The organism is Arthrobacter sp. BE255, from assembly GCF_031457335.1.
GTDB lineage: Bacteria > Actinomycetota > Actinomycetes > Actinomycetales > Micrococcaceae > Arthrobacter.
On the sequence record NZ_JAVDWK010000012.1, the window covers coordinates 19,514 to 43,988 of the forward strand.

Genomic DNA, 24,475 nt, shown 5'->3' on the forward strand with positions numbered 1-24,475 from the left:
TCGATAGGTCAGGGACGGTGTGCGGCCCGGGTGTCCTCAGACCCGGAGTTGAAGCCGGTCCTTGGCTTGGGCGGGGTGTCCGTTGACGCTTCCGCCCAGGCTGGAGACCGGCTTCACCCGCCGCAACGCGGCGAGGATGGCCCGCCCCACCACAGCGATTCCGATAATGGTGGTGACGGCACGCAGGGTGTCCCAGCCCGCCGTCGACGTCACCAGTGTGTAGAGCAGGAAGCTGCTGAGGTTGGTGCCCAGCGGCGCGCCGGCCACGTATGAAATGCCGGTGCCGGCGCCGACGGCGAAGGGCCAGAACCACAGGTTGGTCAGGAGCCCGAACAGGTAGGACGCCACGGCGCCGTAGCCTCCCAGCATCCACAGTTCTGCTTTGCCGCGCACCCGGCGGGGGAGCAGGCCCGCGCCGGCACCCACCCAGGCGCAGGCGAAGATCTGGAACGGCGTCCACGGCCCGATCCCGCCCCACAGGGCGCTGGAGACGGCGATGGTCGCGGCGCCCAGGAGCATGCCGAAACGGGCGCCGAAGGCACGGCCGGCCAGGATCAGCAGGATAAAGACTGCCTCCACGCCCCCGACGCCGGTGCTGGCCACCCGGACTGCCGAGCCGACGGCGGCGAGGACACCGAGCAGCGCCACCGTGTGCGCCGAGCTGACCGAGCCGTCCAGGGAGACCACGATGGCGATGACGGCGAGCGGCGCAATGGCCAGCGCCGCGTAGGGGAGGGCCGCGGCGGCATCCTCCGGGAGGGCCGCGGCGAGCAGCGGCCAGCAGAAGGCGCCGAGGGCCAGGAGGTTTGCTGCCGCGAGGACGGCGAGCTCAACGCCCCGCGGCATCCGGATGCGCCGCTTTGTGTCCGTTCCCTGAGGGTCTGGTTCGATGATCCGTGGTCGTGCTGCGGCAGCTGCCTGCCGGGGAGGCGGAAGGTGCGATTCGGGGACCCCGGCCGCCACGGAAGAGGGCACGACGCCGTCCCGCATCGGGATGATCCGGGCGCCGAGGCCCTGGGCGAAGTCGACGTCGTGCGTGGCGATCAGGACCGCCGCGCCGGAGTCCGCGGCCGCCCGCAGCGCCACCGAGACTGCCGAGCGCGCCGCAGGATCGAGTCCGCGGGTGGGCTCATCGATCAGGAGCACCCGGGGCTCGTCCATGGTCTGCAGCGCGATGGCCAGGATCCGGCGCTCACCAGCGGAGAGGTCCCGGGGATGCTCCTGTCCGATGGGCATCGTCACGTCACCCCGCAAACGGGCAAGGCGTGACTCCGCAGGCATTGGCGGAAGTCTTTCACTGCCCGGGCGGTTCCGCTCCGCGTGACGCCGGTCTGAGCGTCTGGCGCGCGCCTGGCGCCGGTCGGCGGCGCGGAGCTCTCCTGCGACGGTATCCCGGGTGAAGAGGTCGTCCGAGGCGTCCGGCACCAGGGCGACGCGGCCGCCGTCGACCATGCCGCCGTCGACCTTTCCTTCACCCACCGTTCCTTCGCCGAGAGCGAGCGCCACCAGGAGGGACGACTTCCCGGCCCCGTTGGGCCCCACCAGGGCCACCACTTCACCGCGGTGCAGGGTCAGGGACGCGTCGCGGACAAGCGCCGTGCCCTTGCGGTGCACGGCGAGGTTTGCCGCCGTCAGGACGGGCACGGGGTCCGTGCGCTGTGCCGGGTGTGGAGGCGCGGCGGCAGGGGCCGACGGCGCGGAGGGCGCGGTACCGGGGACCAGGGCGCCGCCGTCGATGGTCCACCACGAGTCGGCAACCGGGATGAGCGGCTGCGCCCGGTGCTCCGCCACGATGACGCAGACACCGGCGTCGCGGGTGAGGGTATCGAGCACGGCGATGACGCGGGCCCGTGCCGCGGGGTCGAGGTCGGCCAGGGGTTCATCCACCAGGAGCAGGGCAGGCTGCTCCACCACCGCGGCGGCGATGGCCACGAGTGTTGCCTCACCGGCCGAGAGGGTGCTGATGTTCCGGTCCAGCAGCGCCGACACGCCGGTCTGCTCCGCGACCTCCAGCACGCGCGCCGTGGCCGTGCCGGATGCCATGCCGCGCAGCTCAAGGGCGAGGGAAATTTCGTCCCGGACCCGGGTGGAGGCGAAGGCGGCGCGGGGATTCTGCAGGACGACGCCGATCAGCCGGGCGGTATCGCGGGGCGGCGTCGCGGCACGGTCCGTTCCGGCGATGCGCACTGTGCCGGAGACTTCGCCGCCGTCGACGTGGGACAGGAGGCCGGCGATGCCGCGCAGGATGGTGGACTTGCCGGAGCCGGTGGGCCCGGTAATGACCGTTAGTGACCCGGTGGACGGCGTGAACGCTACGACGCGGACCTGGGCGTCACCGATGCGGAAGTGGGCGTCCCGGATCAGGACCGGTGCTTCGCTGTTTTGGCCGGGCTGGTGTGCCGCCCGGCTCCCGAAGCCGCGCAGCTCCAGGGCCGCGGCAACCCGGCTCGCGTGCTCCAGGGTGCGCTCGAGCACGGGCACCAGGGCACGGGCTCCGAAACGTTCGCCGCGCAACCGGAACGCCAGGCGCACGGAGGTAACGGCGTCGGCAAGCGCGGGGAGCGCCGCCCACGCCACCACCAGCATCCGGGCAATGCCCTGCATGGGGCCGCGGCGGGCCAGATGCACAAAGCCGCGGGCCACGTCCACAAACGCATTGAGGATGCCGAAACCGAGGATCATCCCGGCAATCGGCAGGGCGGACAGGACCGCCGCCCACAAACCGGGTGCCGTCAGCGGGCCGAGGAGCACCACATGGGCGTAGGGGGCGGCCAGCCGCACCGCCGGCAGGTCGAGCAGGACCGGTTCACCGATGCCCGCTCCGTTGAAAAGGCAGCGGTAGATGACCCGCGCCGCGATGAACACAACGGCGAGAGCCGCCGCTGCGCGTAACGGCGCGGGTCGAAAGGTCATGCCGTGGGTGCAGCCGGTGCGCCGTCGACGGTGTAGAGCAGTTCGAGGCTCTCGCCGGGGCTGACCTGCAGGGTGGCGAGGCCTTCCTGGGCGTAGGCCCAGTCACCGGTGGCCGGCTTGACCCAGAGGGACCAGTAGGCGAACGCGGCAGGCATGCCCGCGCATTCTTCCTTGTACGTGCCGCCCTTGTGGGTGATCTCAAAATCTGCGGCGGGCACACCGTTAACGCGGCACACCAGTTCGGTGGGGTACTGCGTGGTGCCTACGGTTTTAACCTTGGCCTCTTCGAGCACCTTGGAGGCGGGAGTCTTGGCGTCCACGGGCACGCAGACCGACGTTTCAGCGGCGTCCTGCTTCAGGGCACCCGTATCGACGACGACCTTCACGCCGGCACAGGGCCCGCCGGAGGCGTTGGACGAGGCCGCTGCCGAAGAAACCGGTGCGGAGGCGGATGGCTGGGTGGTGGCCGGCGTGGAACAGGCGGCGAGGGTCAGCAGGAGACCGGCGGCGGCGAGGGAGCTCGCGGCGGCGGTGCGGATCTTAGTCAAAGTCACGTGCCAAGCGTAGGGCGTTGCTGGTCAGCAGCGGGATGCCGTCGCGTTGTGTGACGCCAGTTCTCCACTAAATCCATGATCTTGTCTCTGCCGACGTCGAGGTTTACCGTAATCCCATGGCTCGGCGGATTCGCGGAGATGCGGCGGCGGCGGCCGTCATGGTGGCGGGATCGGCGACGTTCCTGGCCGGGGCCTTTATGCCGGTCTCGCGGGTGTATGTCGAGGCAGACCCCCAGCGCAAACTGGCCATTCTGATGGCGGACCCCGGGCAGTGGCGTGCCCAGCAGATGCTCTTGGCCGCCGGCACGGCTGCGTTGCCCGTCGGGGTGGTGATGCTCGCCCGTCACTGGGATACGGGAAACGGGCCGGAACCCAAGGCGGGGCAGCGGCTTGCCCAAGGCGCCGCACTTGCGTGGATCGCGGGAGCTGGCCTGTTCCTGGGCAACCTGAAGGCGCGCTACAGGGATCCGGAGGCCTTCGCGTTGGGGAACATGCCCGCCTGGCCCTTTCAGGGGTATATGGGACTGAGCCTTGCAGGCATGGCTGCCCTCGGTGGCGGGCTGCTGGCACGGGCGCGTGCCCGCGCCAATTCAGGCGCCCTGCCACAGGACCCGCGCTGGCCGGGCTGGCTGAATGTGGGCGGGGCCGGAGTCTTCGCCGCCGTCCTGGTGGGCACCGGTGACCTGCCGCCCCTGCTGGTCTACGTCGTGGAACTCTCGACCGGGGCTGCGCTGCTACGGCAAGCCCGCCGGGGCGCCAACCTGGACAGGCCAGCCTAGCTCCTCAAGTATCACTCAGCGATGGTGAACCTGTGCGCACCCACATTCACAGGGGCCCCACAAGGGAAGCACGGTGTGCCCCTGAAACGTGTACTTGTATAGTTGTATACAAGTACACTGATGCCGGAGGTCACCACATGACGGATTCACCGTCCCGGAACACCGGGGCACATGTTGTCTACGCGGAGCTGAAGCGGCAGATCCTGAGCCTTGAGCTGGAGCCAGGGGCGCGCATCTACGAACCGGCCATGGCTGAGGCACTGCAAGTAAGCCGTACCCCGCTGCGGGAGGCCATACGAAGGCTCATTTCGGAGAACCTGCTGGAACAGCAACCTACCGGGGGCGTGCGGGTGCCCTCCCTTGATGAGGCAGTAATTTCCGAGCTGTACGAGGTGCGCGCGGCGATGGAGTCGCTTATGGCGCGGCAGGCGTGCCTGAAGGCGACCCCGGCCGACATCGAAGCCCTCAACGGCATTCTTGAACGCAACGCCGCCATGGTGCAATTTGCCGATGAAGCCATGAAACAGGGGATGTCGCTGCACGCCAAGATCGCCGAGATTGCGGGGAACTCGTGGGCCCGGCGGTTCCATGACCAGATCTCCAGCCAGATGGAGCGGTACCGCCACTTCACCAACAGCACGCAGGAACGGCGGGACCAGGCCCTTGCACAGCACCGGATCCTGGTGGACGCGGTTGTCGCCGGGAAGCCGGAGAAGGCCGCCAAGCTCGCTTTCGACCACGTCATGGGAGCCCGGGACGCTGCGGTGCGTGCCATTACGGGCAGCAGCGTCACCACATGATTGGTGAACTCGGGCGCCGCTCGGCCGCAGCCCTCCTCACGCATTCCGCCCTGATCCAGGCTGTCACGTTCCTGGTCCGTCCGGCCGCCACCTACCGGGCGCTCGAGCTGGACGTTCCCGGTTTCGCACTGGGTCTCCTCGCCGCCAGCTATGCCGTCTTTCCACTTTTGCTCGCGGTCCCGACGGGCGGACTGGTGGACCGCCTGGGTGAGCGCCGGCTGATGGCGATCGGATCCGGCGTCGTTCTTGCCTGCTCTGCCTTCCTGCTGCTGTGGGGGTCGTCGATCGTGGCCCTGGTCATCGGAACCGCGTTCCTCGGTGCCGGCCAGCTTGCCTGCGTAGTGGGGCAGCAGGCCGTGGTGGCCAACAATGCTGCCTCGTCCAGGATGGACTCGGCCTTCGGCTACCTGACCTTCGCGGCCTCGCTGGGCCAGGCACTGGGGCCGTTGGCGATTTCCCTGGTGGGAGGCGCATCGATCCGTCCCGACACCCAGGCCATCTTCCTCCTCTCCGCCTGCATGAGCCTGGTGCTTTTTGTGGCCACCTTCGGCGTCTCGGCCAAAGTCAGCGGCGGCAAAAGGAAAGCAGCCGTGGGTGCCGCTGATGGCGGCGATGGTGCTGTGTCGCTGCTGAGGACACCCGGCGTCGCCCGGGCCCTGGCCACCAGTGCCACCGTTCTGGCCGTGGTTGACCTGACCATGGTCTACCTCCCGGCGCTCGGGTCCGAGCGCGGGCTCACTGCGGCAACGGTTGGCCTGATGCTCACCACCCGCGCCGTGTTCTCCATGGTTTCCCGGCTCGTGCTGGGGCAGATGTCCCGGAAGCTGGGGCGCATGCGGTTGTTGGTGTCCAGCCTTGCGTTGTCCACTCTCGCTCTTTCCGCGGCCGCAGTTCCCATGCCGGTATGGCTGCTGTTTGTGGTCATGGCTGTGCTGGGGTTGGGGCTTGGCATCGGCCAGCCACTCACCATGTCCTGGCTTTCAGCGCAGGCTCCGGCCGGGCAGCGCGGCCGGGCGCTGGCCCTGCGGCTGGCCGGCAACAGGGTAGGCCAGGTGGTGCTGCCCAGCTCCATCGGCGTAGTGGCGGCCGGGCTTGGCGCAGGCGGAGTTTTCCTCGCGTCGGCAGTGGTGGTGGCCGGGACGCTGCTGCTGCTGCGCGGCGTGCGCCTCGACGGGTAGGCCGTCACCCCAGCAGGTCATCCTGGTAGCACCATCGCCAGTCTTCCCCCGGCTCGATGCTCCGCATGACAGGATGCCCGGTCGCTTCGAAGTGCCTTGAAGCGTGAGTTGCCGGCGAGGAATCGCAGCACCCCACTGTCCCGCAGGCCAGGCACATCCGCAGGTGAACCGTCGTCGTGCCTTCCCGGAGGCAGTCCGCGCAGAAGGCGGCCTGGGGCACCTGCCAGGACCGGGCGGACTCGAGATGGGCGCACACCCCGCCGGGCCTGGCGATTCCTTCCCCGCCGCCCTCGCCTGAAGTGTCCACCTCGTCCAGCGCCACGTCCAGCATGGATTCCTCCACATCCAGCCGCTCCAGGACGTCGGTGAGGACCTCGTGGGCGAACTCGCCGCCGCGCCGCAACTCCAACACCTTGGCCCGTTCCGCGTCCAGCATTGCCAGCCGCAGCCTGGCATACCGCTCGCTGGGCGTCGCCGTCTCCGCCGCCGGTCGGCCCAGGCGTTCCCAGGCAGCCAAGCCGCGCTCCTGAGTCCGCCGCTTAAGCATGGCCACGACCTCAGGCGGATCGTTGTCCGTCCGCAGTTCCTCCAGGCGGGCGACGCCCGCAGCGGTGGCCAGCTGCATCAGCGACGCCTTGTTCAGGGCGTCCTCGCGCTGGTCCGGGCCCTGCACGCGCAGGATCCGTACCAGTGCCGGAAGGGTGAAGCCCTGCAGCGTCAGGGTGCCGCCCACCACCACGAGGGCAGCGAGGATCAGCACCGAACGGTGTTCCAGGTCCGCAGGCAGCACCAGCACAGCGGCCAGGGTGACCACCCCGCGCATCCCTGCCCACGAGACCACTGCGGCGAACTGCCACGGGGGAGCGGGGTCGTTCCGACGCACGGCCGGGATCAGTCGGGGCAGATAAGTCGCCGGGAACACCCAGACAGGCCGGAGTGCCAGCACCGCCAGAAGGATCAGGGCGCAGCCAGCCCAGATCCTCCCGGCCCCAAGGGAGTCGTCCTGGACGCCTTCGATGATGGTCCGAACCTGGAGCCCGATCAACAGGAAGACCGAGTTTTCCAGGAGGAACTGCACGGTGTTCCAGTTGCTGCGTTGGCTTAGCCGGGCGGCGCCGTTGGGCATCGAAGGCGCTTTGGTGCCCATCACCAAGCCGGTAACGACGACGGCGAGTACTCCCGAGGCGTGGATCGCTTCGGCCGGCAGGTACGCGACAAACGGGGCCGCCAACGAGGTGGACGTGTTAATGGCGACGTTCCGGATCCGCCTCCGAAGCGCGGTGAGGACGTAGGCCACTGCCATGCCCACTACCAGCCCGCCACCAACAGCGAGCAGGAAATCCCCGGCGATCCCCGCCGCGGATACCGAGCCGGAGATGGCAGCGATGGCAGCCCTGAGGCAGATCAGCGCCGTGGCATCGTTGACCAGGGACTCACCCTCGAGGATGGTGACAATCCTGCGGGGCATTCCCACCTTGCGTGCTATGGCCGTTGCGGCCACCGCATCCGGCGGCGCCAGGACCGCACCAAGGGCGATCGCGGCGGCCAGCGGGATCTCCGGGAAGAGCCACCAGACCACCAGGCCTACGGTGATGGTTCCGAAGATGACGTAACCCACGGAGAGCAGCCCGATGGCGCGGCGGTTTGAACCGAAATCGAACAGGGAGGTCCGCAGCGCAGCGGCATAAAGCAGGGGCGGTAGCAGGCCCACGAGGACCAGCTCGGGGTTCAGGTCAATGTGCGGAACGAATGGGAGGAACGACCCGGCGACGCCCGCCAGCACCAGCAGCAGGGGAACGGAAATGTTGAGTTTCCGGCCCAGGGCGCTGCCGGCGCAGACCACCGCGACGAGAACCAGAAGTCCCAGTGCGGTTTCCATTGGGCCATTGTCTCAGGCCCGAAAGCCCGCCACACGGCCCGTCAGGATGCGGAGCGCGTGTCGAACGCCGCAGCCGATTCCCGCAGCAGGCGTGCGACGGTGTCCACCGGCGTGCTGCTTGACCGCCGCCGGTCGAACCGGCGCAGAACGATCCGCCGCGTTCCGAGTCCGGGGACGTCGAGTACGTCGACCCCGTCGTGGGCGACCCCGCTCAGTGCCAGGGTGGGCACGATCGCAATACCCTCGCCCGCAGCGACGAGCGCAAGGGCGGTGAGCGTCTCCTGGTATTGATGCACGGTTTCCATCTGGGCGCCCGTTGACTGGCGGAGCCGGCCGAGCACTGCAGAGTTGGCGGTTGTGGGCTCGACGCCGAGCCACGGAAGTGGAAGCCGGGCAAGGTCGATGTTCTCGGTGCTGAGCAGGGCGCCGGCGGGGACCACCAGTTTCCATGGCTCGTCCAGCAGGGGCTCCTCGGTCATTCCGGCGGAGAGTGAGTTCTGTTCGGCCGTCGTCGAATCGAGCTCCACCACGACGGCGTCGAGCTGGCGCTGGCGGAGCAGCCGCATCAGGGCAGGGAAGTCGTCTTCGACAATCCTGATCTGCAGTTGCGGGTACTGGGAGCGCCACTCCGGCAGGCGCGGGATCACCACCGTCCGAACGAAGCTGGTGAATCCGCCCACGCGCACGACCCCTGCGATCGTGGCCCCGCCTTCGATGCGTGCGCGCGCAACGCTGAGTGCGCGTTCAATCTCCTCTCCGGCTTCCGCCACTGCCAGTCCGGCGGGCGTCAAAACTGAGCCTTTGGGCGTGCGCACCACCATGGCGTGGCCCGTTTCATCCTCCAGTTTGCTGAGCTGCTGTGAGACGGCCGAGGCCGTAATTCCCAGCTCGTCAGCCGCCGCGAGCACCCCGCCCGTACGGGCAACCGCAAGAAGAACGCGCAGCCTGCGCGGATCGATATCCATGTTAAGTAGTTCTAAACCACACCTTCAGTGGAATGCAATTGCTCTAAAGGTGTTTCGAACTCATAATTGCTGTTAAACCGGACGTGCCCGGCGGAAGAATCCAGGCAACGCCGTCTTCCAAACACCTACCTACAGCCCGCCATCAACACTCCGTCCAGCGGATGGCAGCCGGGCATCACCTCTGAAAGGACATCATGGAACTGCTCTGGGAAATCGCAGGTTGGTCGGGGGCCGTTCTGATCCTGTCGGCATACCTGTCTGTTTCCATGGGCTGGTTGAAGGCCGGCAAACGCTTCCAGGTGGCCAACCTCATCGGTGCATGTGCCTTCATCGTCAACGGCGCAGTCCACCAAGCGTGGCCCTCCGTGGTGACCAACGTTGCCTGGTGCCTGATTTCCGCCGTCGCGATTCTTCGGATGCGTGCCACTCAGGAGTCGCCGGTGGCCGCAGCTGAGGCCCCGCAGGTGCAGTTTCCGGGCGTCCCGGACACCACCGGCCAAATCGCTGTTGTGGAAGCAATTACCTCTGCCGTCCACGGCGACGTCGCCGGACGGGCGGCTGAGTGCCAGGCCAGCCTGCGTGAGGCACGGGCAACAGTGCCGGCGGCGCGGACGTCCTGAGCTGGGGGAGGGTTTCCCGCGGTCAGATCCCCGGCACGCACTTTCCGGTTCCCAACAACGCCAGCCCGGCGCGGTCTCCGGCCCCGAAGTCCAGCTGCCCGCTGTTCTCTGCGTGCATCAGCTGGGTGGGATCGTTGACGTGGTCCAGCCCTACCACGTGCGCCAACTCGTGCATGATGATGGCCCGGACCAAGGCCGGTCCCTCGGGAAAGGCCAGGGTTTCTGTCAGCCCGGGCGCATCGAGCTGCACTTGGCCGGTGACGTAAACATACGGTTCGCCCGGAACCTGGATGGCGGAGCTGCCGCCGGTGCCGGCGATCTTTCCGGCCAGCTCAGTGGCCTCTTCGGGCGTGGACCAGGCAATCAGGACCGGCGCCCACTTCCTGCCGTAGCGGTCAGGTTGGTACGCCTCGCGATCCTTTGAGGGCGCTTCGGTTGTGGTCCCGTCGTACACGAACCGCAAACCAGTGGCAGCGGACACCGCCGCTACCGACTCCTGAACGAGCTGATCCGTGCCCGCCGGCGCCAAGTCCGGCCGGACCACGTAATGCACCGGCCGGCACGGGTCGTAGGCAACAAACAGCTGGTCCGTGTCGGGAGACGCCTGCAGGACATATGCGGTTGATCCGGTGCTCGCAGGCGGGACGCCCAGGGGAGAGGAAGCGGCTTCAAAACCTGGCGGAGGGACCTCAGAACCGGGCAGGTAGGGCCGCGCCGCCGACATCACGTACCGGTCGAACAGGGTCGGAGTGAAGTAGAGCCCGACGACAAGTGCAATGCCCAGCACGGTGGCCGTCCGGGACTTCCACCTCCGGGTGCGCCCAGTCTTGATCCTGCGGAGACCCCGCTTCCTGCCAGGCGTTGGTGCAGGAACGGCACGCCACGGCCCAGGATCCTGAAGTTTGCCGAGCGCCTCATCAATAGCCCACTGCGGAATCCGGCCGCTCGGGGAACGCCGGACTCCCGGTATGTCCGGCCCGTCCTCAGGCCCTCCGAAGTCCCTGCTGCCAAAATCCGATGCCACGCGCGCCCCCATGCCCCCAAAACCCATCTCCTTCGATGGCTTCGCCCAGCATAGTGGCCGGTCTTACCGCAAGCTATGGACGCGGCGACGAAAGTTCCGGCGCCGGCGGGCGGACGACGGCGGGCGCCTCCCGCCGTCGTCCGCTCCCTTTTGCCCTGGCTGCTTCAGATTCCGGCTGCCCTGGGGGTGTCTGGCAGACACTGCCGCCGGATGTTCGGGCTGCGTACCGTGGTGGTTGTGGACAGAAAAGAAGAGATCCGGGAGTTCCTGATCTCGCGCCGCGCGAAGGTCAGCCCGGAGCAGGCCGGGATCCCCAGCTACGGCGAACTGCGCCGCGTGCCAGGCCTGCGCCGTGAGGAAGTGGCACAGCTGGCCGGGGTGAGCACGGACTACTACACGAGGCTGGAACGCGGCAGCCTCCGCGGCGTATCAGACTCCGTGCTCGAGGCTGTGGCCTCCGCCCTCCAACTGGAGGAGGCCGAACGGGCACATCTCATGGATCTTGCGCGCACGGCCAACACGCCGTCGCGCCGGACGCCCCGCCGTCCCACGCAGCAGCGGGTCCGTCCCGGGGTGCTGCGCCTGCTGGACGGGATGACCGGAGTGGCCGCCATGGTGCAGAACGGCCGCGGGGACGTGCTCGCCGCCAACCTGCTGGGCCGGGCGCTGTACGCGGACGTCTTCAACTCAGCAGTGGCGTTCACGGATGTTCCGGGCCGGCTGCCGAACCAGGCCCGCTACCTGTTCCTCGATCCCCGGGCGGCCGACTTCTACCCCGACTGGAACGCGGTCGCTGCCATCACCGTGGCGATGCTCCGCCTGGAATCCGGCCGGAATCCCCACGACCGCGCCCTGAACGAGCTCGTCGGGGAGCTGACCACGGGCAGCGGCCTGTTCGCGGCACTGTGGGCCGGGCATGACGTGCGGATCCACACCACGGGAACCAAACGCTTCCACCACCCGGTGGCCGGCGACCTGTCCCTGCAGTACGAAACGCTGGACCTGCCCGGCGACGAAGGACAGACTCTGTTCACCTTCACCGCCGAGCCGGGCTCCGCCTCCGAGAACGCGCTGGCCTTCCTCGCCAGCTGGGCGGCATCGCCACCCGAACCAGCCACCCACACCACCCACACCGCCACCGCCGGCGATCCTGCCGCCGGATCCATCGCCGCCGTGCGCTCCCATGCGCAGCCAGGGCGCAACCCAGGAAAGACAGAACCCTCCCATGACTGAACAAAACACCCCCACTGCGCTGGCCAACAACACCACCGGCAAGAAGGTCTGGTTCATCACCGGTGCGGGCCGCGGCATGGGCACCGACATCGCGAAGGCAGCCCTCGCCGCCGGCCACGCGGTGGTCGCCACCGGCCGCAACCCGGAAAAAGTCACTCTGGCCGTCGGCGAGAACGAGGACCTGCTTGCCGTGAAGCTCGACGTCACCGACCCCGCCGACGCGGCCGCCGCCATCCAGGCAGCCGTGGACCGGTTCGGCCGGATCGACGTCGTGGTGAACAACGCCGGCAACTTCTACGCCGGCTTCTTCGAGGAAATCACCCCGAAGGACTTCCGGGCGCAGATAGAAACCACCATGTTCGGGCCCATGAACGTCACCCGCGCGGCCCTGCCGGTCCTGCGGGCCCAGCGTTCCGGCCTGGTGGTCACCATCTCCTCCACCGCCGGCATCGTTGGCGGGGAGTTCCTCTCGGCCTACGCTGCGTCGAAGTTCGGCGTGGAGGGCTGGGCCGAGTCCCTGGCCCCCGAGGTCGCACCGTTCGGCATCCGCTCCATGATCGTGGAACCGGGGTTCTTCCGCACCGAGCTGCTCACCCCGGAATCCACCAGCTACGCGGAATCCACCATCGGGGACTACGCCGAACGCACCGCGCAGACGGTCGCCGGCTGGAAGAGCATGAACGGCCTGCAGGGCGGGGACCCGGCCAAGCTCGCCGACGCGCTGATCCAGCTGGCCGAACTGGACGAACCGCCGCTGCGGTTCGCCGCCGGCGCCGACGCTGTCAGCACCTTCGAGAGCCGCGCTGCGGCGCTCCAGGCCCAGGCCGGCGCGCACCGGGAGCTCTCCAGCAACCTCGCGCACGCCTGAAAAACGGGCGGACGACGGCGGGAGGTCCCGCCGTCGTCCATCCAGATGCGGTTAACGCGCCACGAGGTGCCGCGACCGCCGTGCTGCGCGGGTCGTGGCGCTGAGCACGAGGATGGACTTGGTCGCGATGCAGACGACGAGGAGCGTAACGGCGGCCAGCACTCCGACGGTGGTGGCCTGCCAGCCAAGCGGCTGGACCATGTGCAACCACGTGATTGCCAGCGCAGCGACACTCGCCGCGGGGAAGGTGAATGACCAGAAGCCGAGCGAGAACGGCAGTGCGAGGTAGCGCGGCAACAACATCACCTGGGTCAACACCATGAATGCCGTCATCGCCGTCAATCCCTCGAACACATGATTAGGTTGACCGCCAGAGATCGCGAGCCACGCTGCTGACGCAACGGCCGGGGGAGCGATCATGATCGCAAGGGTCGGGACGAGCGGCTCTGGCAGGGTTGGGTGGAGGGCGAGCCGGAGAAAGAAGAACACGGAGATCATCAGCCAGAAGAAGATGCCGACCGCGAAGCTGCCGACGGCAAGCCAGTCAAGCCCTGTCTCTGCGGCGGCGAGGGCGCCGACTAAACCGGCTGCACTGATGGGCAGGTAGTACCCGCCGTGAACGGATTCGAGTGGCATCTCCCCGCGCATCCAGAAGCTGAGGATCCATGCGGCGAACGCGGCCGCGGCGGCGAGGGAGATTAGCGTCAGCACGGTTCCGGCAATCGGAACCGTGCGGTGAAGAGCCGCTCCAAGCAGCATCGCGGCGATGGGAAGCAGTGCCGCAAGCGGGCCTTGGGCGAAGTGCGTGAGCTGATGAGTGAGCGGCTGGGCGGTGCGCCTGCCGCGATGCAGGTGCACCGTGATGGTCCAGATCCAGGCGACCGCGGCGATCAGCCAGAACGCTTGCCCGACCTCGACCGGGAGGCCGAGTGCGGACGTCGCCACGGACCAAACTTGGGCGAGGCCCGCCAGGCCAAGCGGGATGGCGAGCGTGTTCAACGGGACGCGCATCCGCACGGTTGCAGCAGGGGTGACGGGCGCCGAGAGCAGTTGAGCAGGCAACGGAATGCCTTCCTGATAGGGGGTAGGGGGACCCGTCGAGTGGTCAACAGTAGTTTTTGACCTAGAAGTACAATACCACGGGGGTTACGCTTTTCCCATGGGCAGACCGATGCAGTTCGAGACGGACACCGCCGTCGACAAAGCGATGGAGCTGTTCTGGCGACAGGGTTACGCCGGGACCACGCCGCAGGAGTTGGCCAGTGGGCTGGGGATCGGCAAAGGCAGTCTCTACAACACATTTGAGAGCAAGCACGCGCTGTTTATGCGTGCCCTTGGGCGCTACAGCGAGAGACGGCTCGAGTACCTGACCGACCTGTTCTCAGCGCCCGGGCCCATCCGGCCGCGTCTCAAAGGGGCGATGACTGTCCTGGCCGGCCTAGGCGAGCACCGGAGGGGGTGCGTCATGGTCAATGCTGCCGCGGAGCTCGGCACCACGGACGACGAGGTGAACCGCATTGCGGACCACCTCTTCACGCAGATCGAAGCGGTGTTTCGGCAAGCAGTGGCGCAAGGGCAAGAGTCTGGTGAATTCAGCATTGATCGGGGCGCCGAGACCATTGCCGGTCAGCTGCTTGCCTCTGTGATCGGGCTGAGCGTGCTCGCTAAGACAGGCGGGCCGGGGGAGAGGTTCGGCGCCGTCGTGGACGGAATCGTCGACGGATTGTGACGTCGAAAGAATCCACCATCAGACGTGAGGCGCGCGCCGGTCAGTCTCGTGCTGTGAAGACGTCGATGCCGGCTGCGATTGCGGCTTCTCTGTAGGCGTTTGCCAGATCGGCGAGGCTCGCGCGCTTGTTCAATCCGCTCGGGTTGGGAACCACCCAGACGGGGGCGCCGCCGAGAGGATCCGGCTGACGCCCGACCACCGCCCGCGGCCGGGCGAAGGCAGTCCTGTAGGCGGTGATTCCCAGTACCGCCACCACTGCCGGGGTGATGCGTCCGACGCGCTCCGAGAGGGCATCGGCTCCAGCGATAAGTTGTTCCGCGGTGAGTTCGTCCGCGCGTGCCGACGCTCCCGCAACGAGTGAGGTGATGCCGAGGCCGCGCTCTTTCAGATGTGCGAGGTCCTGGGGAAGGAAGCCTGCGGAAGCATCTATCCGCCGATCGACGATGCCCGCCCGGTAGAGCGCAGGATAGAAGCGGTTGCTCCCGCCGCCGCCGAAATGCGCCTGCACCGCAACGGCACGCAGACCGGGATTGATACCGACGAACAGAAGCCGTGTGTCGTCCCCGAGCAGGTCCGGCAGCCTCCCGCCGCGGAACGAATCAAGCGCAGACCGAGTAAACCGCACTACTCCACCCTATGACCTGCACCCGCTCCAATGAGACTGAAGTCCGCGAAGTCCTCGCCCAAGAGGATATCGCCGACGGTGTTGCCCACAACGCGAGCCGAGGAACGCGCGGGGAACGGCCGCGACCTACCGTTAAGCGACAAATCGGAAAGGAGGTGAGAGCAATGGCAGACCACTATGCCTCAGGAACGTGGCAGGTGAAGCAGGGCAGCGATCAGGAGTTCATAGACCGGTGGACGGACTTCCTTCAGTGGTCCCGGGCGAACTACCCGTCGATCCTCGTGGCGAACCTCATTCGTGACCGACGTGTTCCCGGTCATTATGTTTCGTTCGCGGAGTGGACCGACGAGGCGTCCCGGGACGCGTGGAAGCAGAACCCGGAGTTCATGACCCACTTTGATGCCTGCGTGGCGCTGTGCGAGCACATGAGCGGCGCTGATTTCGATCGGGTAGCGACGGTGTAATCCACCTGCTTTATGACCTGATCGCCGAGCGCGGTCCGGCCGCCCACAGCGTCAGCCGGACCGCCCGCGCGGGCCAATCCGGCCCGCAGCGGGCGGACTCGGCCATGTCCGGGTCCGGTCTCATTCGCGATCACACCGGTTGCGGCACGATCCGAATGTACGGCTTGGGCTCCTTCCAATCGCCAAAAATCTCGAGGGCCTCGCTGTTCTTCACGGAGCCGGCGATGATGACGTCCTCGCCTTGCTTCCAGTTGGCCGGCGTCGCCACCCGGTGCTTCGCAGTGAGCTGAAGCGAGTCGACAACCCGAAGCACCTCGTCGAAGTTGCGTCCGGTCGTCATGGGGTACACGAGGATCAGCTTGATCTTCTTGTCCGGCCCAATGACGAACACGTTGCGGACGGTCTGGTTGTCCGCGGGCGTGCGGCTCCTGGCGTCCCCGGACGTGGCCGCCGGGAGCATGCCGTAAAGCTTCGCCACGGTGTAATCGTCGTCGCCGATCACGGGGTAATTGGGGCGTGCCCCCTGCGTCTCTTCAATATCGGCGGCCCACCGCTCGTGATCAGCCGTCGAGTCCACGGAAAGGCCGATGACCTTGACTCCGCGTCGGTCGAACTCGGGCTTGATCCTGGCCATGTAGCCGAGCTCGGTCGTGCAGACCGGGGTGAAGTCCTTCGGGTGCGAGAACAGCACCCCCCATGAGTCTTCGAGCCAGTCATGGAAGCGGATGTCTCCGGCAGTCGTCTTGGCGGAGAAATCGGGTGCGGTCTCACCGAGTTGCAGTCCCATCACGTCCTCCTGGTCGTTGTGATGTGATGACGGAGCCAAGTGGCTCGCCGTCACTTCTGACGGTAAGGCGGCCCTGTTCCCCGACCGTTCCCCCCGGACTACCATGAGGGCGTGGAGAAGTGCGCCGTCGTCATGCTGGGCGCGTTCGGTGTCGTGATTGACGGCCGGCCGGTTCAGGACGACGCGTGGAAACGGACCAAGGCAGCTGGGCTCGTTAAAATCCTCGCCCTCGCGGAAGGGCACCGGCTGCACAGGGACGCCGTCGCCGATCTTCTCTGGCCCGATCTCAGCGCGCAGGCTGCCGCTTCGAACCTCCGCAAGGCAATGCATTTCGCACGCGCCGCCCTCGGCTCGCCAGGTGCCATTCAGGCGCACGGCGACCTGCTGGTCCTGCTGCCAGGCGCGGATGTTTCCATCGACGCGGAGCAGTTCGAAGCGGACGGGCGCGCCGCGCTCGCCTCATCGGCAGGGGTGGATGAGGCGCTCGCCCTGTACCGGGGCGACCTGCTTCCTGATGATCGGTTTGCCGTGTGGGCCGAGGACATCCGCGATCGGCTGCGCACGCTGTACCTGCGTTTGCTCAAGGCCGCCGCTCGGTGGGACGACGTGGTCAAGGCAGACCCGGCGGATGAGGAAGCCCACCGCGCCATCATGGTTCGTGCGCTCGGCGCGGGCGACCGCCAGGGCGCGATCCGCCAGTTCGAGCGACTCTGCCGGCGGTTGCGCGCCGACTTGGGCGTCGGCCCGGGGGCGGCGACAGTCGCGGTCTACGAGGAGGCCATCGCCGGGGACAGCCGACGCGCGGAGAATCGGACGCGGGTCACGTTGGCGCGGGCACTCATCGCCCTCAACAGTGGCGACCTCGTCGAAGCGACCTCATACGCCCGGCGTGCACGGGAGCTGGCGATGGAAGCGGACTTGGGCCGAGAGATCGGCGAGGCCAGCGCCGTGTTGGCGATCGCGGCGAACCTGCAGGACCGTTGGCCCGAGGTATTCGAGGCCGAGTTCGTGGAGTTCACACGGCACGACTCCGCGCGCTCCGGCTACATTCTTGACGCACAGTTGTGCCTCGCCGAGTTCTGCCTGAGCGGGCCGGACGGGCACCGGAACATTGCGCGGCGGATAGCGCGTCTGCGGACGATCGCCGAACGGGCAGGCTCGGTGCGTGGCCAGGCCATCGCGGACCTGTTGCTGGGGGAGGCGGCACTGTTCTCCGGTGAGCTCGGCGACGCGCGCAGTCTGCTCCAGTCCGCACTTGAGCTGCACCGGCGGGCCGGGGCACCGGCTGGCGAGATCGTGACACTGCAACGACTGGCTGAGGTTGACCTCGCGCAGGACCGGCCCGGGGAGGCTGCTCGGGCAGCCAGCCGCGCACTGGCTGCCGCTGCGTCCACGTGGCTTGAACCGCACCTCGTTGTACGCCTGTACGGGGTGCTCGCTGAGGCAGCCAGCTCCCCGGCGCAAGCGGTCCGCATCATCGAGCGGGCCGACGCCGCTCTCGCCGGTAGGAGCGTCTGTCCGCCGTGCTCGATGGGTTATCAAGTCGCCGCAGCGACGCATTACGCACTTGCGGGGAAGCTGGACGCCGCCCGCCGCCGGCTCGCCAGCGCCGAGCAGCTCGCAGGCATGTGGCCTGGCGGACCATGGCACGCCGCCCTCTGGGAAGCACGAGGCATCCTGCGCCGCGCAGAGGGTCACGATGATCAGGCCATCGCCCTGTTTTGGGAGGCGGCAGCCAGTTTTGCCGAGCTCGGCAGGCGCCAAGACGAGCAGCGCTGCCTGGCCCGGGCAGCACAAAGACCGCCAATGGCGACCGGAAAGCCTTTGGCCGGCTAGTTCCTGGGAGGCTTCGCTCCGCGCGGGCCTCAAAAATTTCCATCGCCGCGCCAAAAGGCAGGACCCTTGCGGGTCCTGCCTTTGACGTGCGCGGATGCCCGCTCCTGCGCCCGGCTTTCGGGCTACCTGTTGCGATGGAGTGCAGGAGCGGCTCCGTACGTCTGCCGGGCTTGTGCCGGCAGTCCGTGGGCCGCGGCGGGGCTTTTGCCCGCCGCGGCCGGAGAACTCACATGACGCCCGTGGGTACCAGCAGGGCCCAGGCCAGTGCCGGCGCCGCCAGGACCACTCCGCCGGCGTACATCATCAGCTGCTTGTAGACGCGCTGACGGTCGTCCTCGCGGGCGTTGGCCACCACCAGGGCGCCGTCGGTGGAGAACGGCGAGACGTCCACGACGGTTGCTGCGATGGCCAGCGCGGCAACCGTTCCGGAGGCGCTCAGCGAGCTGGTGGCCAGCAGCGGGCCCGCCAGCGGGATGAACGCGGTGAGCAGCGCCGTCGACGACGCGAAGGCTGAACCGACGCCGATCACGTAGCAGAGGACCAAGGCCACCAGCAGCGGTGCTCCCAGCGCCAGTGCCTGCTCGGCGAGGGTGTCGATGACGCCCACGTGCTGGAGGAGGGAAACGTAGGTGATCATGCCGGCCACCAGCAGGACGGTGGACCAGGACACGCCGCCGATGAAGGTGCGGTGTTCCTTGATGTTGACCAAAGCAAGGAGAAGCCCGGCGGACAGGGCCACGAAGCCGATCGGCATGTGGAAGCCCAGTGCGCACACGAGCATGGCAGCGATCAGCGCCAGCGTCAGGATCTGCTGGCCGTGGGGGCGGCCGGTGCTGGAGGTCTCAAGGTCTGCGTGCCGGCCGTCGCCGTCGCGCAGCTTGCCCAGCAGGGCAAACAGCACCACGGTCAGGACCGACAGGATGAGGTTGATCGCGAAGCTGGCGGTGAACAGGGCGCCCTGGGAAATGGGGAAACCGTTCTTCACCGCGATGTCGTGCACCAGCACCCCGGCCACGGAAAGCGGCGAGAAACCGCCGGCGTGGGCGCCGTTGATGAGGAACGCACCCATCACCACCGGGTGGATGCGGGACTCGTACGCCAGGCCAATGGCGGCCGGTGCCAGCAGGGCGACGGCGGCGGGGGAGAAGGTGCCCAGCGACGTGAGGGCTGCGGCCATCAGGAAGAACACCCACGGCAGCAGGAGCGTCCTGCCCCGGACCAGGCGGACGCATGTCTGGACGATGATGTCGATGGTGCCGTTCCGCTGCGCCATGCTGAAGAAGTAGGTGACGCCGATGATGGTGATGACAATGTTGGCGGGGAAATCCGCCAGGATCTCCTTGTCGGTCATGCCCAGCATGAAAATGCCGACGCCGAAGGACGCTACCAGCCCCATGACACCGATGTTCAGCGGCCACTTGGTGGCGACGACGAACATCACCACGAGGATGATGAGCGGGATGATCTGGACAGCTGTCATGCTCGGCTCCGATTCCGCGGTGGGCGCCTGGTTGAAGACGCCTCCCGCCAAAACCAGGGCAAGCACACCCAGGAGGGTGATGCCGACCACCGCCATCAGCAGGATACGGCGGCGGCGGGCAGGACGCGGAGACTTTTGGTCCCGGGTCTCCTCATCAGTGCCGGTGGGGCGTTGCGCAGTCTTAGTCATGGCAGTACTCCTCATTGAGTGGCGCCCGCGAGGGTCGCCTCGGCAGCAGTGCCGAGGGCCTCGGGGAGGTGGATGATGGTGGTTGCGATGGTGCGGGCCGTCCGGTCGACGCCGACGAGCAGGGCGCCGTCGTGGTCCTCGGTCCAGGTTTCGATGACGCCGGCGGGGGTACGCAGTTTCAGGGTGGGTCCCAGACCGCTGCCGGTCATGGCATGCAGGACTGTGCCTGCTGTCCGGGCTGCCAGGGTCAGGGCGATGCTGCCAGTGATGGCCAGCGCCGGGTGGGGCCGGCCCATCGACAGCATCATGACGTTGAGGTCGCTGCCGTTGTCCGCAGGCGACGGGGCGGCGGCGATGGCCAGCTTGGGGATGGCCCGCGCCGCCTGGGCGGTGGTGGGCGCCAGCCCCATGCGCACTGCCGCCTGCCGCCGGATCAGGTCCAGGGTCTCCAGCTGCAGTTCGACGCCGGGCAGCCAGCTGCTGTACCGGCAGGGATCCAGGCCAAGGTCCTCGGCGCGGACGATCACCACGGGGGCGCCGGCGTCCACTATGGACACTGTCCAGCGGGTTCCGCCGGCGGTGATGGTGTCCGTCGCGGCGCCGGTGGGCAGCAGGGCACCCGTGGTTTTCCCGGCCGGATCGTGGAAGCCAAGCCCCACGCGGTAGCCGGGGAACGGGACGCCGGGCATCCGGGCGTCCGGGACAATGGGCAGGGCGCCGGCGGGGGTTGCCACCCGCTGGACGATGACCTGCCCGGTGTTGGTGTTGCGGGTGACAATCCTGGTGACGTCCCCGCTGGGAACCACCCAGCCCTTTTCAATCGCGTACAGGCCAACCACGGCGGAGCAGTTCCCGCAGTTGCTGCCCCAATCCACTGAGGCCTCTTCGATGCCCACCTGTGCGAAGGTGAAGTCGACGTCGATATCGTCGTCGTCGGGCCGGTGCAGGATCACGGCTTTGCTGGTGGTGGAGGTTGCGCCGCCCACCCCGTCGATCTGCCGGGAGTCGGGGCTGCCGAACACGCGGGGCAACAACGAGTCCAGGCTGGTGCCGTCGCTCAGATGTCCGGCGTCAAACACCCAGCATTTGCTGGTGCCTCCGCGCATCCACTCTGCTTCGATCTTCATTGTTCTTCCACATCTCCTTGTGCCTCGATTCCTTCAAGGGGCCCTGATAAGAGATTGATCCGGATCACAACTTAAGACAATGTTCAATAAATGAAGGGGGATGTAGGATTGCTTCAATCACAACGGTTGAGTGGGTCGGTTCGCGTCCACAGGTGCTTTTTAGTCCGCGGGAGGGGCGCATGTTCCCGGGCCCTGCGGACCGCGTGCACGAAATTCGCCATATCCAGCGAGGGGTAAATCAATGCTTCACGACGACGAGCAGCATCTATTCGACATCCGGCGCCTGGCGCTGCTGATGGAGGTCGTGGAGCAGGGATCCATCACCGCTGCGGCCGAACTGATGATGTATTCGCCCTCCGCCGTCTCACAGCAATTGCGCAAGCTCGAGCAGGAGGTGGGACAGCCCCTGCTCAACCGCCGCTCCCGTGGCGTGGTGCCCACCGAGGCCGGCCAGGTCCTTGCCGGCCATGCGCGCCAGATCATCCGGCAGATGAAGGCGGCCCAGTCCGACCTGGACCAGATTGCCGGTCTCAAGCGCGGGGCTCTGACCGTGGGCACTTTTCCCACCCTGGCAGGGTCTTTCCTGCCCCTCGTCATCCGCGCCTTCAAGAAGCGCTACCCGGCCATCAGCCTCTCGCTGCGCAGCGCCCGGTTCGATGAGCTGGTGGCGGACTTGCAGTCAGGGGTCACCGGCCTGTGCCTGCTGTGGGATTACCCGTGGAACAGGTTCCATGACGACTCCATCCGGGTCACTGAAGTCTTTCGCGAGAGCACCGTGATCCTGGTGGCCGGCAGCCACCCGCTGGCCGACCGTGAGCAGGTGAGCATGGAGGAGCTGCGCAACGAGTCGTGGATCGTGCGCGCGGAGGCGCATCCCGTGGTGGAAGTGCTGCAGCGTTCTGCCAAGGAGGCCGGGTTCGAACCGACCATTGGATTCCTCGCCAACGACTACCAGGAAGCCCAGGCCATGGTCAGCGTCGGCATGGGAGTGGCCCTGGTGCCCAAGACCGCCGTCGCCCTTCAACACCCCGACGTCAAGGTACTCAGCCTCGGCAACGCCGCCCCGCTGCGCCGCATCCTGCTGGCGCAGCGCCAGGACAAGGTCTACGCACCGGCAGAGGTGGCCTTCCACTCCACGCTGCTCGAGATTGCCCGCGAGCGGGCCGGCGACTACCTCTAGGTCCTCAGGTGCTCAGGCTCCAGTGCACCCGGATGGCCTCGGCAATCGGGCCGGCGGCGACGTCGACCCGGAAAGCGACGGGCGCCGTCCCTGTCTCCTCGATGACCGCGTCACGGTACACGCGGCCGCATGAGGGACACAGGGTGTAGAGATCCTCGTCGGCAGGCCATTCCGCCAGCCCCGCCGGGACCGGGGTGCCGTCACCATTGTGGACGGGGACGCCTTCGGAGTTGGCCTGGATCAGCCCGTCCTTGCTGACAGTATTGCCGCACACGCAGGTGATGGTGGTGACATCATGGCCGGTCACATCGGCGGTTTCAGTGTCCATGATGACTTCCCCGGTGTTGGAAGAGACGTTGTGTAATCAGCTTATGCCTGCTGATCCGTGCCGTCGCCGGCGCTTGTAAATCCCCGTTGTGGTGGGCGCCCAACAGGGCCACCATGATCGTATGAACGCTGACACACCTAAGGCGGCGGAGCTGAACCTGCCCCAGGCTTTCCTCCTGCTGGCAACGAACGACACGACCGGCAAACCGGACATTCCGGTGTTTGTGCTCAGGACCGCACTGGCCGGGGCAATACTGGCCGAGCTGGACCTGATCGACGCGATCGAACTGCAGGGCAAGCGCGTCCGGGCCACCGGCACCTCCCCGGCAACGGATCTCCAGCACGAGCTGGAACTCATCCGGGGCAAATCCCGGCCGCACGCTCCCAAGAGGTGGGTCTCCATGCTGGAGGGCCGCGCCGAAGTCCAGCGCGCCTACGAGGGGATGGCATCACGGGGCATCGTGGAACATGTCGGCGAAAAGCACCTGGCCCGGTTCCGGCCCGTGCGGTACCCGGAGAAGGACCATGGTCCGGAGGCGGCGCTCCTGGAAAAAATCCAGGCCGCACTCAGCGGCCCGCCGTCCGCTCTCGAGGTGCCTGATACTGCGGCCGACGCAGGCACGACGGATGTGGAAACAGCCGATGTGGAAACTACTGATGCCGGGGTGCCAGAGTCCACGACGTCCGATACCGGGGCGGCGGATGCAAAGCCTGATTCCACGGAACCCGATGACAGGACCACGGCACTGATCGCCCTGCTGCAGGCGGCCGGACTGCTCGGAAAACTCTTCCCGTCAGCAGATCTGACCCGGGCAAATGAGCTGTCCAGGGACTATTGGCCCACCCGCGCGGTGGAGGACGAACTTCGCATGATCAGACTGGCGCAGCAGGAAGCTGCCAACTTGTGACGCTGCCCGAGTGTGCCGGGAACGGCACCAAGGGGAGGGGGCGACGGCGGATGGTCCCGCCGTCGACCGCTTTTTGACGCAATTGGTCAACCGGTTGGCGGATTCTGCCGGGGATGCCCGATAATCGGGATGAGGGTTGTGCCGCGTTGACCCACCCTCCCTCCCCAAAAATCCACACATCAGGAATCTTCTCTATGGACAGTTCAGGCTTTATTGCCCTCTTCCTTGCCGGATCGGACAGCACTGCCACGAGCGCGCTGCCGAACGCCCCGCGACAGCACCGGGCACCCGAACCCGAACTGTCACGCTGGTCCGTCATGCGCGGCCGGGTGGCCAGTTGGCTCCACCGCCTTGCGTGGGCCATTGAGCCGGATACGCGCCGCATTTACTGATCAGGTCCGTGCCGCCCCCGTTAGACTCGCCAGCATGGGGGAACACAACACATCCGGGGAACGCAACACATCCGGGGAACGCAACACAACCAGGCCTGCCCGCCTGCCTGCCGCCGTCCTGCCCGTGGCGGGCCTCGTCGCGGTGGTGGTCGGTTGCGCCGTGGCATGGAGCAACGCAAACGCCAGTATCGGCTGGTTCGCCTACGCGCCGCTGAGTAACCAGCCTTTTTCGGCCAACGGCATGGCCTTCGTCAGCCAAGGGACGCAGATCGGCCTGGCAGTGGCCGTCGCCGGCCTCCTCGTCCTGGCGTTCTGGGCCGGCTACAGAATCGGCAGGAGCTCCGGCAAAACGGGAGGTTAGTCGGCGAACCGCAGCCCCTGGGCTTCAAGCGCAGCTTCCAGAATCCGGACGGCTTTGGGGCCCACGCCGTGCATGGCCAGCAGCTCGCTGCGGCTGTGCCCAGCAACTTCGGCCAAAGAGCTGATGCCGGCCTGGATCAGGGCGCTGTTGGCCGGGCGTCCGATCGGCGGGAGGTCGCCGATCTGCGCAGGCGTATCACGGGTGCTCATGCTGGCATGGTACCGAAATCGAAGGAATGCCCGGCCCTAAAATTAGGA

The 24,475-nt window shown here is 67.4% G+C and carries 25 protein-coding genes; 13 read left to right on the forward strand and 12 right to left on the reverse strand.

The features are described 5' to 3' along the window. Window positions 1-36: 36 nt before the first annotated feature. Both J2X42_RS18150 and J2X42_RS18155 read right to left on the reverse strand, forming a co-directional pair. A complete protein-coding gene (locus J2X42_RS18150) occupies window positions 37-2,913 on the reverse strand; it encodes an ATP-binding cassette domain-containing protein (RefSeq protein ID WP_310167242.1) in 2,877 nt (958 codons plus the stop codon). Next, window positions 2,910-3,467 carry a hypothetical protein gene (locus tag J2X42_RS18155; protein WP_310167243.1) on the reverse strand — a complete coding sequence of 186 codons (558 nt, stop codon included), beginning with the start codon at window positions 3,465-3,467 and terminating at the stop codon, window positions 2,910-2,912. Before J2X42_RS18155 ends, J2X42_RS18150 begins: the two co-directional genes overlap by 4 nt. Window positions 3,468-3,583: 116 nt before the next feature. Here J2X42_RS18155 and J2X42_RS18160 point away from each other — a divergent pair, with 116 nt between their 5' ends. From J2X42_RS18160 to J2X42_RS18170, 3 genes are all read left to right on the forward strand, one after another. Continuing rightward, on the forward strand, window positions 3,584-4,246 hold the full coding sequence (locus J2X42_RS18160; RefSeq protein ID WP_310167244.1) for a hypothetical protein: 663 nt from the start codon (window positions 3,584-3,586) through the stop codon (window positions 4,244-4,246). A gap of 137 nt (window positions 4,247-4,383) precedes the next feature. Next, window positions 4,384-5,046 carry a GntR family transcriptional regulator gene (locus tag J2X42_RS18165; RefSeq protein ID WP_310167245.1) on the forward strand — a complete coding sequence of 221 codons (663 nt, stop codon included), beginning with the start codon at window positions 4,384-4,386 and terminating at the stop codon, window positions 5,044-5,046. Beyond that, window positions 5,043-6,224 carry an MFS transporter gene (locus tag J2X42_RS18170; RefSeq protein ID WP_310167246.1) on the forward strand — a complete coding sequence of 394 codons (1,182 nt, stop codon included), beginning with the start codon at window positions 5,043-5,045 and terminating at the stop codon, window positions 6,222-6,224. The genes J2X42_RS18165 and J2X42_RS18170 overlap by 4 nt, the downstream gene beginning before the upstream one ends. A gap of 4 nt (window positions 6,225-6,228) precedes the next feature. Here the strand turns inward: J2X42_RS18170 and J2X42_RS18175 are convergent, their stop codons facing one another. Continuing rightward, the gene (locus J2X42_RS18175) at window positions 6,229-8,103 is read right to left on the reverse strand and encodes a Na+/H+ antiporter (protein WP_310167247.1); all 1,875 of its coding nucleotides are present in this window, start codon (window positions 8,101-8,103) and stop codon (window positions 6,229-6,231) included. A 41-nt stretch (window positions 8,104-8,144) separates the two neighbouring features. Then, window positions 8,145-9,068 carry a LysR family transcriptional regulator gene (locus tag J2X42_RS18180; RefSeq protein WP_310167248.1) on the reverse strand — a complete coding sequence of 308 codons (924 nt, stop codon included), beginning with the start codon at window positions 9,066-9,068 and terminating at the stop codon, window positions 8,145-8,147. A 194-nt stretch (window positions 9,069-9,262) separates the two neighbouring features. On the opposite strand from J2X42_RS18180, the gene J2X42_RS18185 reads away from it, so the two are divergent. Beyond that, a complete protein-coding gene (locus tag J2X42_RS18185; protein WP_310167249.1) occupies window positions 9,263-9,688 on the forward strand; it encodes a hypothetical protein in 426 nt (141 codons plus the stop codon). A 22-nt stretch (window positions 9,689-9,710) separates the two neighbouring features. Here J2X42_RS18185 and J2X42_RS18190 read toward each other — a convergent pair whose 3' ends face one another. After that, window positions 9,711-10,475 (reverse strand): peptidase, encoded by a 765-nt coding sequence (locus J2X42_RS18190; protein WP_310167250.1) that lies wholly within the window; start codon window positions 10,473-10,475, stop codon window positions 9,711-9,713. A 465-nt stretch (window positions 10,476-10,940) separates the two neighbouring features. Between J2X42_RS18190 and J2X42_RS18195 the strand changes: the two genes are divergently transcribed. Together J2X42_RS18195 and J2X42_RS18200 are read left to right on the forward strand one after the other, a co-directional pair. Continuing rightward, complete coding sequence (locus J2X42_RS18195) at window positions 10,941-11,945, forward strand: helix-turn-helix transcriptional regulator (RefSeq protein ID WP_396134113.1); 1,005 nt, start codon at window positions 10,941-10,943, stop codon at window positions 11,943-11,945. Continuing rightward, complete coding sequence (locus J2X42_RS18200) at window positions 11,938-12,813, forward strand: SDR family oxidoreductase (RefSeq protein WP_310167253.1); 876 nt, start codon at window positions 11,938-11,940, stop codon at window positions 12,811-12,813. Before J2X42_RS18195 ends, J2X42_RS18200 begins: the two co-directional genes overlap by 8 nt. Before the next feature lie 51 nt (window positions 12,814-12,864). Here J2X42_RS18200 and J2X42_RS18205 read toward each other — a convergent pair whose 3' ends face one another. Then, window positions 12,865-13,875, reverse strand: a complete 1,011-nt coding sequence (locus tag J2X42_RS18205; protein ID WP_310167254.1) for a transporter — start codon at window positions 13,873-13,875, stop codon at window positions 12,865-12,867. A gap of 97 nt (window positions 13,876-13,972) precedes the next feature. On the opposite strand from J2X42_RS18205, the gene J2X42_RS18210 reads away from it, so the two are divergent. Then, the gene (locus tag J2X42_RS18210; protein WP_310167255.1) at window positions 13,973-14,542 is read left to right on the forward strand and encodes a TetR/AcrR family transcriptional regulator; all 570 of its coding nucleotides are present in this window, start codon (window positions 13,973-13,975) and stop codon (window positions 14,540-14,542) included. A gap of 40 nt (window positions 14,543-14,582) precedes the next feature. Here J2X42_RS18210 and J2X42_RS18215 read toward each other — a convergent pair whose 3' ends face one another. Beyond that, window positions 14,583-15,167 carry a mismatch-specific DNA-glycosylase gene (locus J2X42_RS18215; RefSeq protein ID WP_310167256.1) on the reverse strand — a complete coding sequence of 195 codons (585 nt, stop codon included), beginning with the start codon at window positions 15,165-15,167 and terminating at the stop codon, window positions 14,583-14,585. Between the two features lie 164 nt (window positions 15,168-15,331). Here J2X42_RS18215 and J2X42_RS18220 point away from each other — a divergent pair, with 164 nt between their 5' ends. Next, window positions 15,332-15,631: an antibiotic biosynthesis monooxygenase family protein gene (locus J2X42_RS18220; protein ID WP_310167257.1), complete on the forward strand. Its 300-nt coding sequence runs from the start codon at window positions 15,332-15,334 to the stop codon at window positions 15,629-15,631. A gap of 130 nt (window positions 15,632-15,761) precedes the next feature. On the opposite strand, the gene J2X42_RS18225 is transcribed toward J2X42_RS18220, so the two are convergent. Beyond that, window positions 15,762-16,418 carry a peroxiredoxin gene (locus tag J2X42_RS18225; RefSeq protein ID WP_310167258.1) on the reverse strand — a complete coding sequence of 219 codons (657 nt, stop codon included), beginning with the start codon at window positions 16,416-16,418 and terminating at the stop codon, window positions 15,762-15,764. Between the two features lie 111 nt (window positions 16,419-16,529). On the opposite strand from J2X42_RS18225, the gene J2X42_RS18230 reads away from it, so the two are divergent. Further along, window positions 16,530-18,254: a BTAD domain-containing putative transcriptional regulator gene (locus J2X42_RS18230; protein ID WP_310167259.1), complete on the forward strand. Its 1,725-nt coding sequence runs from the start codon at window positions 16,530-16,532 to the stop codon at window positions 18,252-18,254. Between the two features lie 226 nt (window positions 18,255-18,480). On the opposite strand, the gene J2X42_RS18235 is transcribed toward J2X42_RS18230, so the two are convergent. Together J2X42_RS18235 and J2X42_RS18240 are read right to left on the reverse strand one after the other, a co-directional pair. Beyond that, window positions 18,481-19,923: an SLC13 family permease gene (locus J2X42_RS18235; protein ID WP_310167261.1), complete on the reverse strand. Its 1,443-nt coding sequence runs from the start codon at window positions 19,921-19,923 to the stop codon at window positions 18,481-18,483. A gap of 11 nt (window positions 19,924-19,934) precedes the next feature. Further along, on the reverse strand, window positions 19,935-21,050 hold the full coding sequence (locus J2X42_RS18240; protein WP_310167262.1) for a PrpF domain-containing protein: 1,116 nt from the start codon (window positions 21,048-21,050) through the stop codon (window positions 19,935-19,937). 241 nt (window positions 21,051-21,291) lie between these two features. On the opposite strand from J2X42_RS18240, the gene J2X42_RS18245 reads away from it, so the two are divergent. Beyond that, a complete protein-coding gene (locus tag J2X42_RS18245; protein WP_310167263.1) occupies window positions 21,292-22,230 on the forward strand; it encodes a LysR family transcriptional regulator in 939 nt (312 codons plus the stop codon). Between the two features lie 4 nt (window positions 22,231-22,234). On the opposite strand, the gene J2X42_RS18250 is transcribed toward J2X42_RS18245, so the two are convergent. Then, on the reverse strand, window positions 22,235-22,558 hold the full coding sequence (locus J2X42_RS18250) for a hypothetical protein (RefSeq protein WP_310167264.1): 324 nt from the start codon (window positions 22,556-22,558) through the stop codon (window positions 22,235-22,237). A 121-nt stretch (window positions 22,559-22,679) separates the two neighbouring features. Here J2X42_RS18250 and J2X42_RS18255 point away from each other — a divergent pair, with 121 nt between their 5' ends. The 3 genes from J2X42_RS18255 to J2X42_RS18265 all read left to right on the forward strand — a co-directional run bounded on the left by J2X42_RS18255 (window position 22,680) and on the right by J2X42_RS18265 (window position 24,218). Next, window positions 22,680-23,465 (forward strand): GPP34 family phosphoprotein, encoded by a 786-nt coding sequence (locus J2X42_RS18255; RefSeq protein ID WP_310167265.1) that lies wholly within the window; start codon window positions 22,680-22,682, stop codon window positions 23,463-23,465. Between the two features lie 194 nt (window positions 23,466-23,659). Beyond that, the gene (locus J2X42_RS18260) at window positions 23,660-23,857 is read left to right on the forward strand and encodes a hypothetical protein (RefSeq protein ID WP_310167266.1); all 198 of its coding nucleotides are present in this window, start codon (window positions 23,660-23,662) and stop codon (window positions 23,855-23,857) included. A gap of 34 nt (window positions 23,858-23,891) precedes the next feature. Beyond that, the gene (locus tag J2X42_RS18265; RefSeq protein ID WP_310167267.1) at window positions 23,892-24,218 is read left to right on the forward strand and encodes a hypothetical protein; all 327 of its coding nucleotides are present in this window, start codon (window positions 23,892-23,894) and stop codon (window positions 24,216-24,218) included. Here the strand turns inward: J2X42_RS18265 and J2X42_RS18270 are convergent. After that, window positions 24,215-24,427: a hypothetical protein gene (locus J2X42_RS18270; RefSeq protein ID WP_310167268.1), complete on the reverse strand. Its 213-nt coding sequence runs from the start codon at window positions 24,425-24,427 to the stop codon at window positions 24,215-24,217. The genes J2X42_RS18265 and J2X42_RS18270 overlap by 4 nt on opposite strands. Window positions 24,428-24,475: the final 48 nt, after the last annotated feature.

Bases quoted from the DNA above. Each gene is read 5' to 3' on its own strand.
- J2X42_RS18150 (WP_310167242.1), bottom strand. From the start codon at position 2,913: ATGACCTTTCGACCCGCGCCGTTACGCGCAGCGGCGGCTCTCGCCGTT.
- J2X42_RS18160 (WP_310167244.1), top strand. From the start codon at position 3,584: ATGGCTCGGCGGATTCGCGGAGATGCGGCGGCGGCGGCCGTCATGGTG.
- J2X42_RS18165 (WP_310167245.1), top strand. From the start codon at position 4,384: ATGACGGATTCACCGTCCCGGAACACCGGGGCACATGTTGTCTACGCG.
- J2X42_RS18170 (WP_310167246.1), top strand. From the start codon at position 5,043: ATGATTGGTGAACTCGGGCGCCGCTCGGCCGCAGCCCTCCTCACGCAT.
- J2X42_RS18175 (WP_310167247.1), bottom strand. From the start codon at position 8,103: ATGGAAACCGCACTGGGACTTCTGGTTCTCGTCGCGGTGGTCTGCGCC.
- J2X42_RS18180 (WP_310167248.1), bottom strand. From the start codon at position 9,068: ATGGATATCGATCCGCGCAGGCTGCGCGTTCTTCTTGCGGTTGCCCGT.
- J2X42_RS18185 (WP_310167249.1), top strand. From the start codon at position 9,263: ATGGAACTGCTCTGGGAAATCGCAGGTTGGTCGGGGGCCGTTCTGATC.
- J2X42_RS18200 (WP_310167253.1), top strand. From the start codon at position 11,938: ATGACTGAACAAAACACCCCCACTGCGCTGGCCAACAACACCACCGGC.
- J2X42_RS18210 (WP_310167255.1), top strand. From the start codon at position 13,973: ATGGGCAGACCGATGCAGTTCGAGACGGACACCGCCGTCGACAAAGCG.
- J2X42_RS18220 (WP_310167257.1), top strand. From the start codon at position 15,332: ATGGCAGACCACTATGCCTCAGGAACGTGGCAGGTGAAGCAGGGCAGC.
- J2X42_RS18225 (WP_310167258.1), bottom strand. From the start codon at position 16,418: ATGGGACTGCAACTCGGTGAGACCGCACCCGATTTCTCCGCCAAGACG.
- J2X42_RS18235 (WP_310167261.1), bottom strand. From the start codon at position 19,923: ATGACTAAGACTGCGCAACGCCCCACCGGCACTGATGAGGAGACCCGG.
- J2X42_RS18240 (WP_310167262.1), bottom strand. From the start codon at position 21,050: ATGAAGATCGAAGCAGAGTGGATGCGCGGAGGCACCAGCAAATGCTGG.
- J2X42_RS18245 (WP_310167263.1), top strand. From the start codon at position 21,292: ATGCTTCACGACGACGAGCAGCATCTATTCGACATCCGGCGCCTGGCG.
- J2X42_RS18250 (WP_310167264.1), bottom strand. From the start codon at position 22,558: ATGGACACTGAAACCGCCGATGTGACCGGCCATGATGTCACCACCATC.
- J2X42_RS18255 (WP_310167265.1), top strand. From the start codon at position 22,680: ATGAACGCTGACACACCTAAGGCGGCGGAGCTGAACCTGCCCCAGGCT.
- J2X42_RS18260 (WP_310167266.1), top strand. From the start codon at position 23,660: ATGGACAGTTCAGGCTTTATTGCCCTCTTCCTTGCCGGATCGGACAGC.
- J2X42_RS18265 (WP_310167267.1), top strand. From the start codon at position 23,892: ATGGGGGAACACAACACATCCGGGGAACGCAACACATCCGGGGAACGC.
- J2X42_RS18270 (WP_310167268.1), bottom strand. From the start codon at position 24,427: ATGAGCACCCGTGATACGCCTGCGCAGATCGGCGACCTCCCGCCGATC.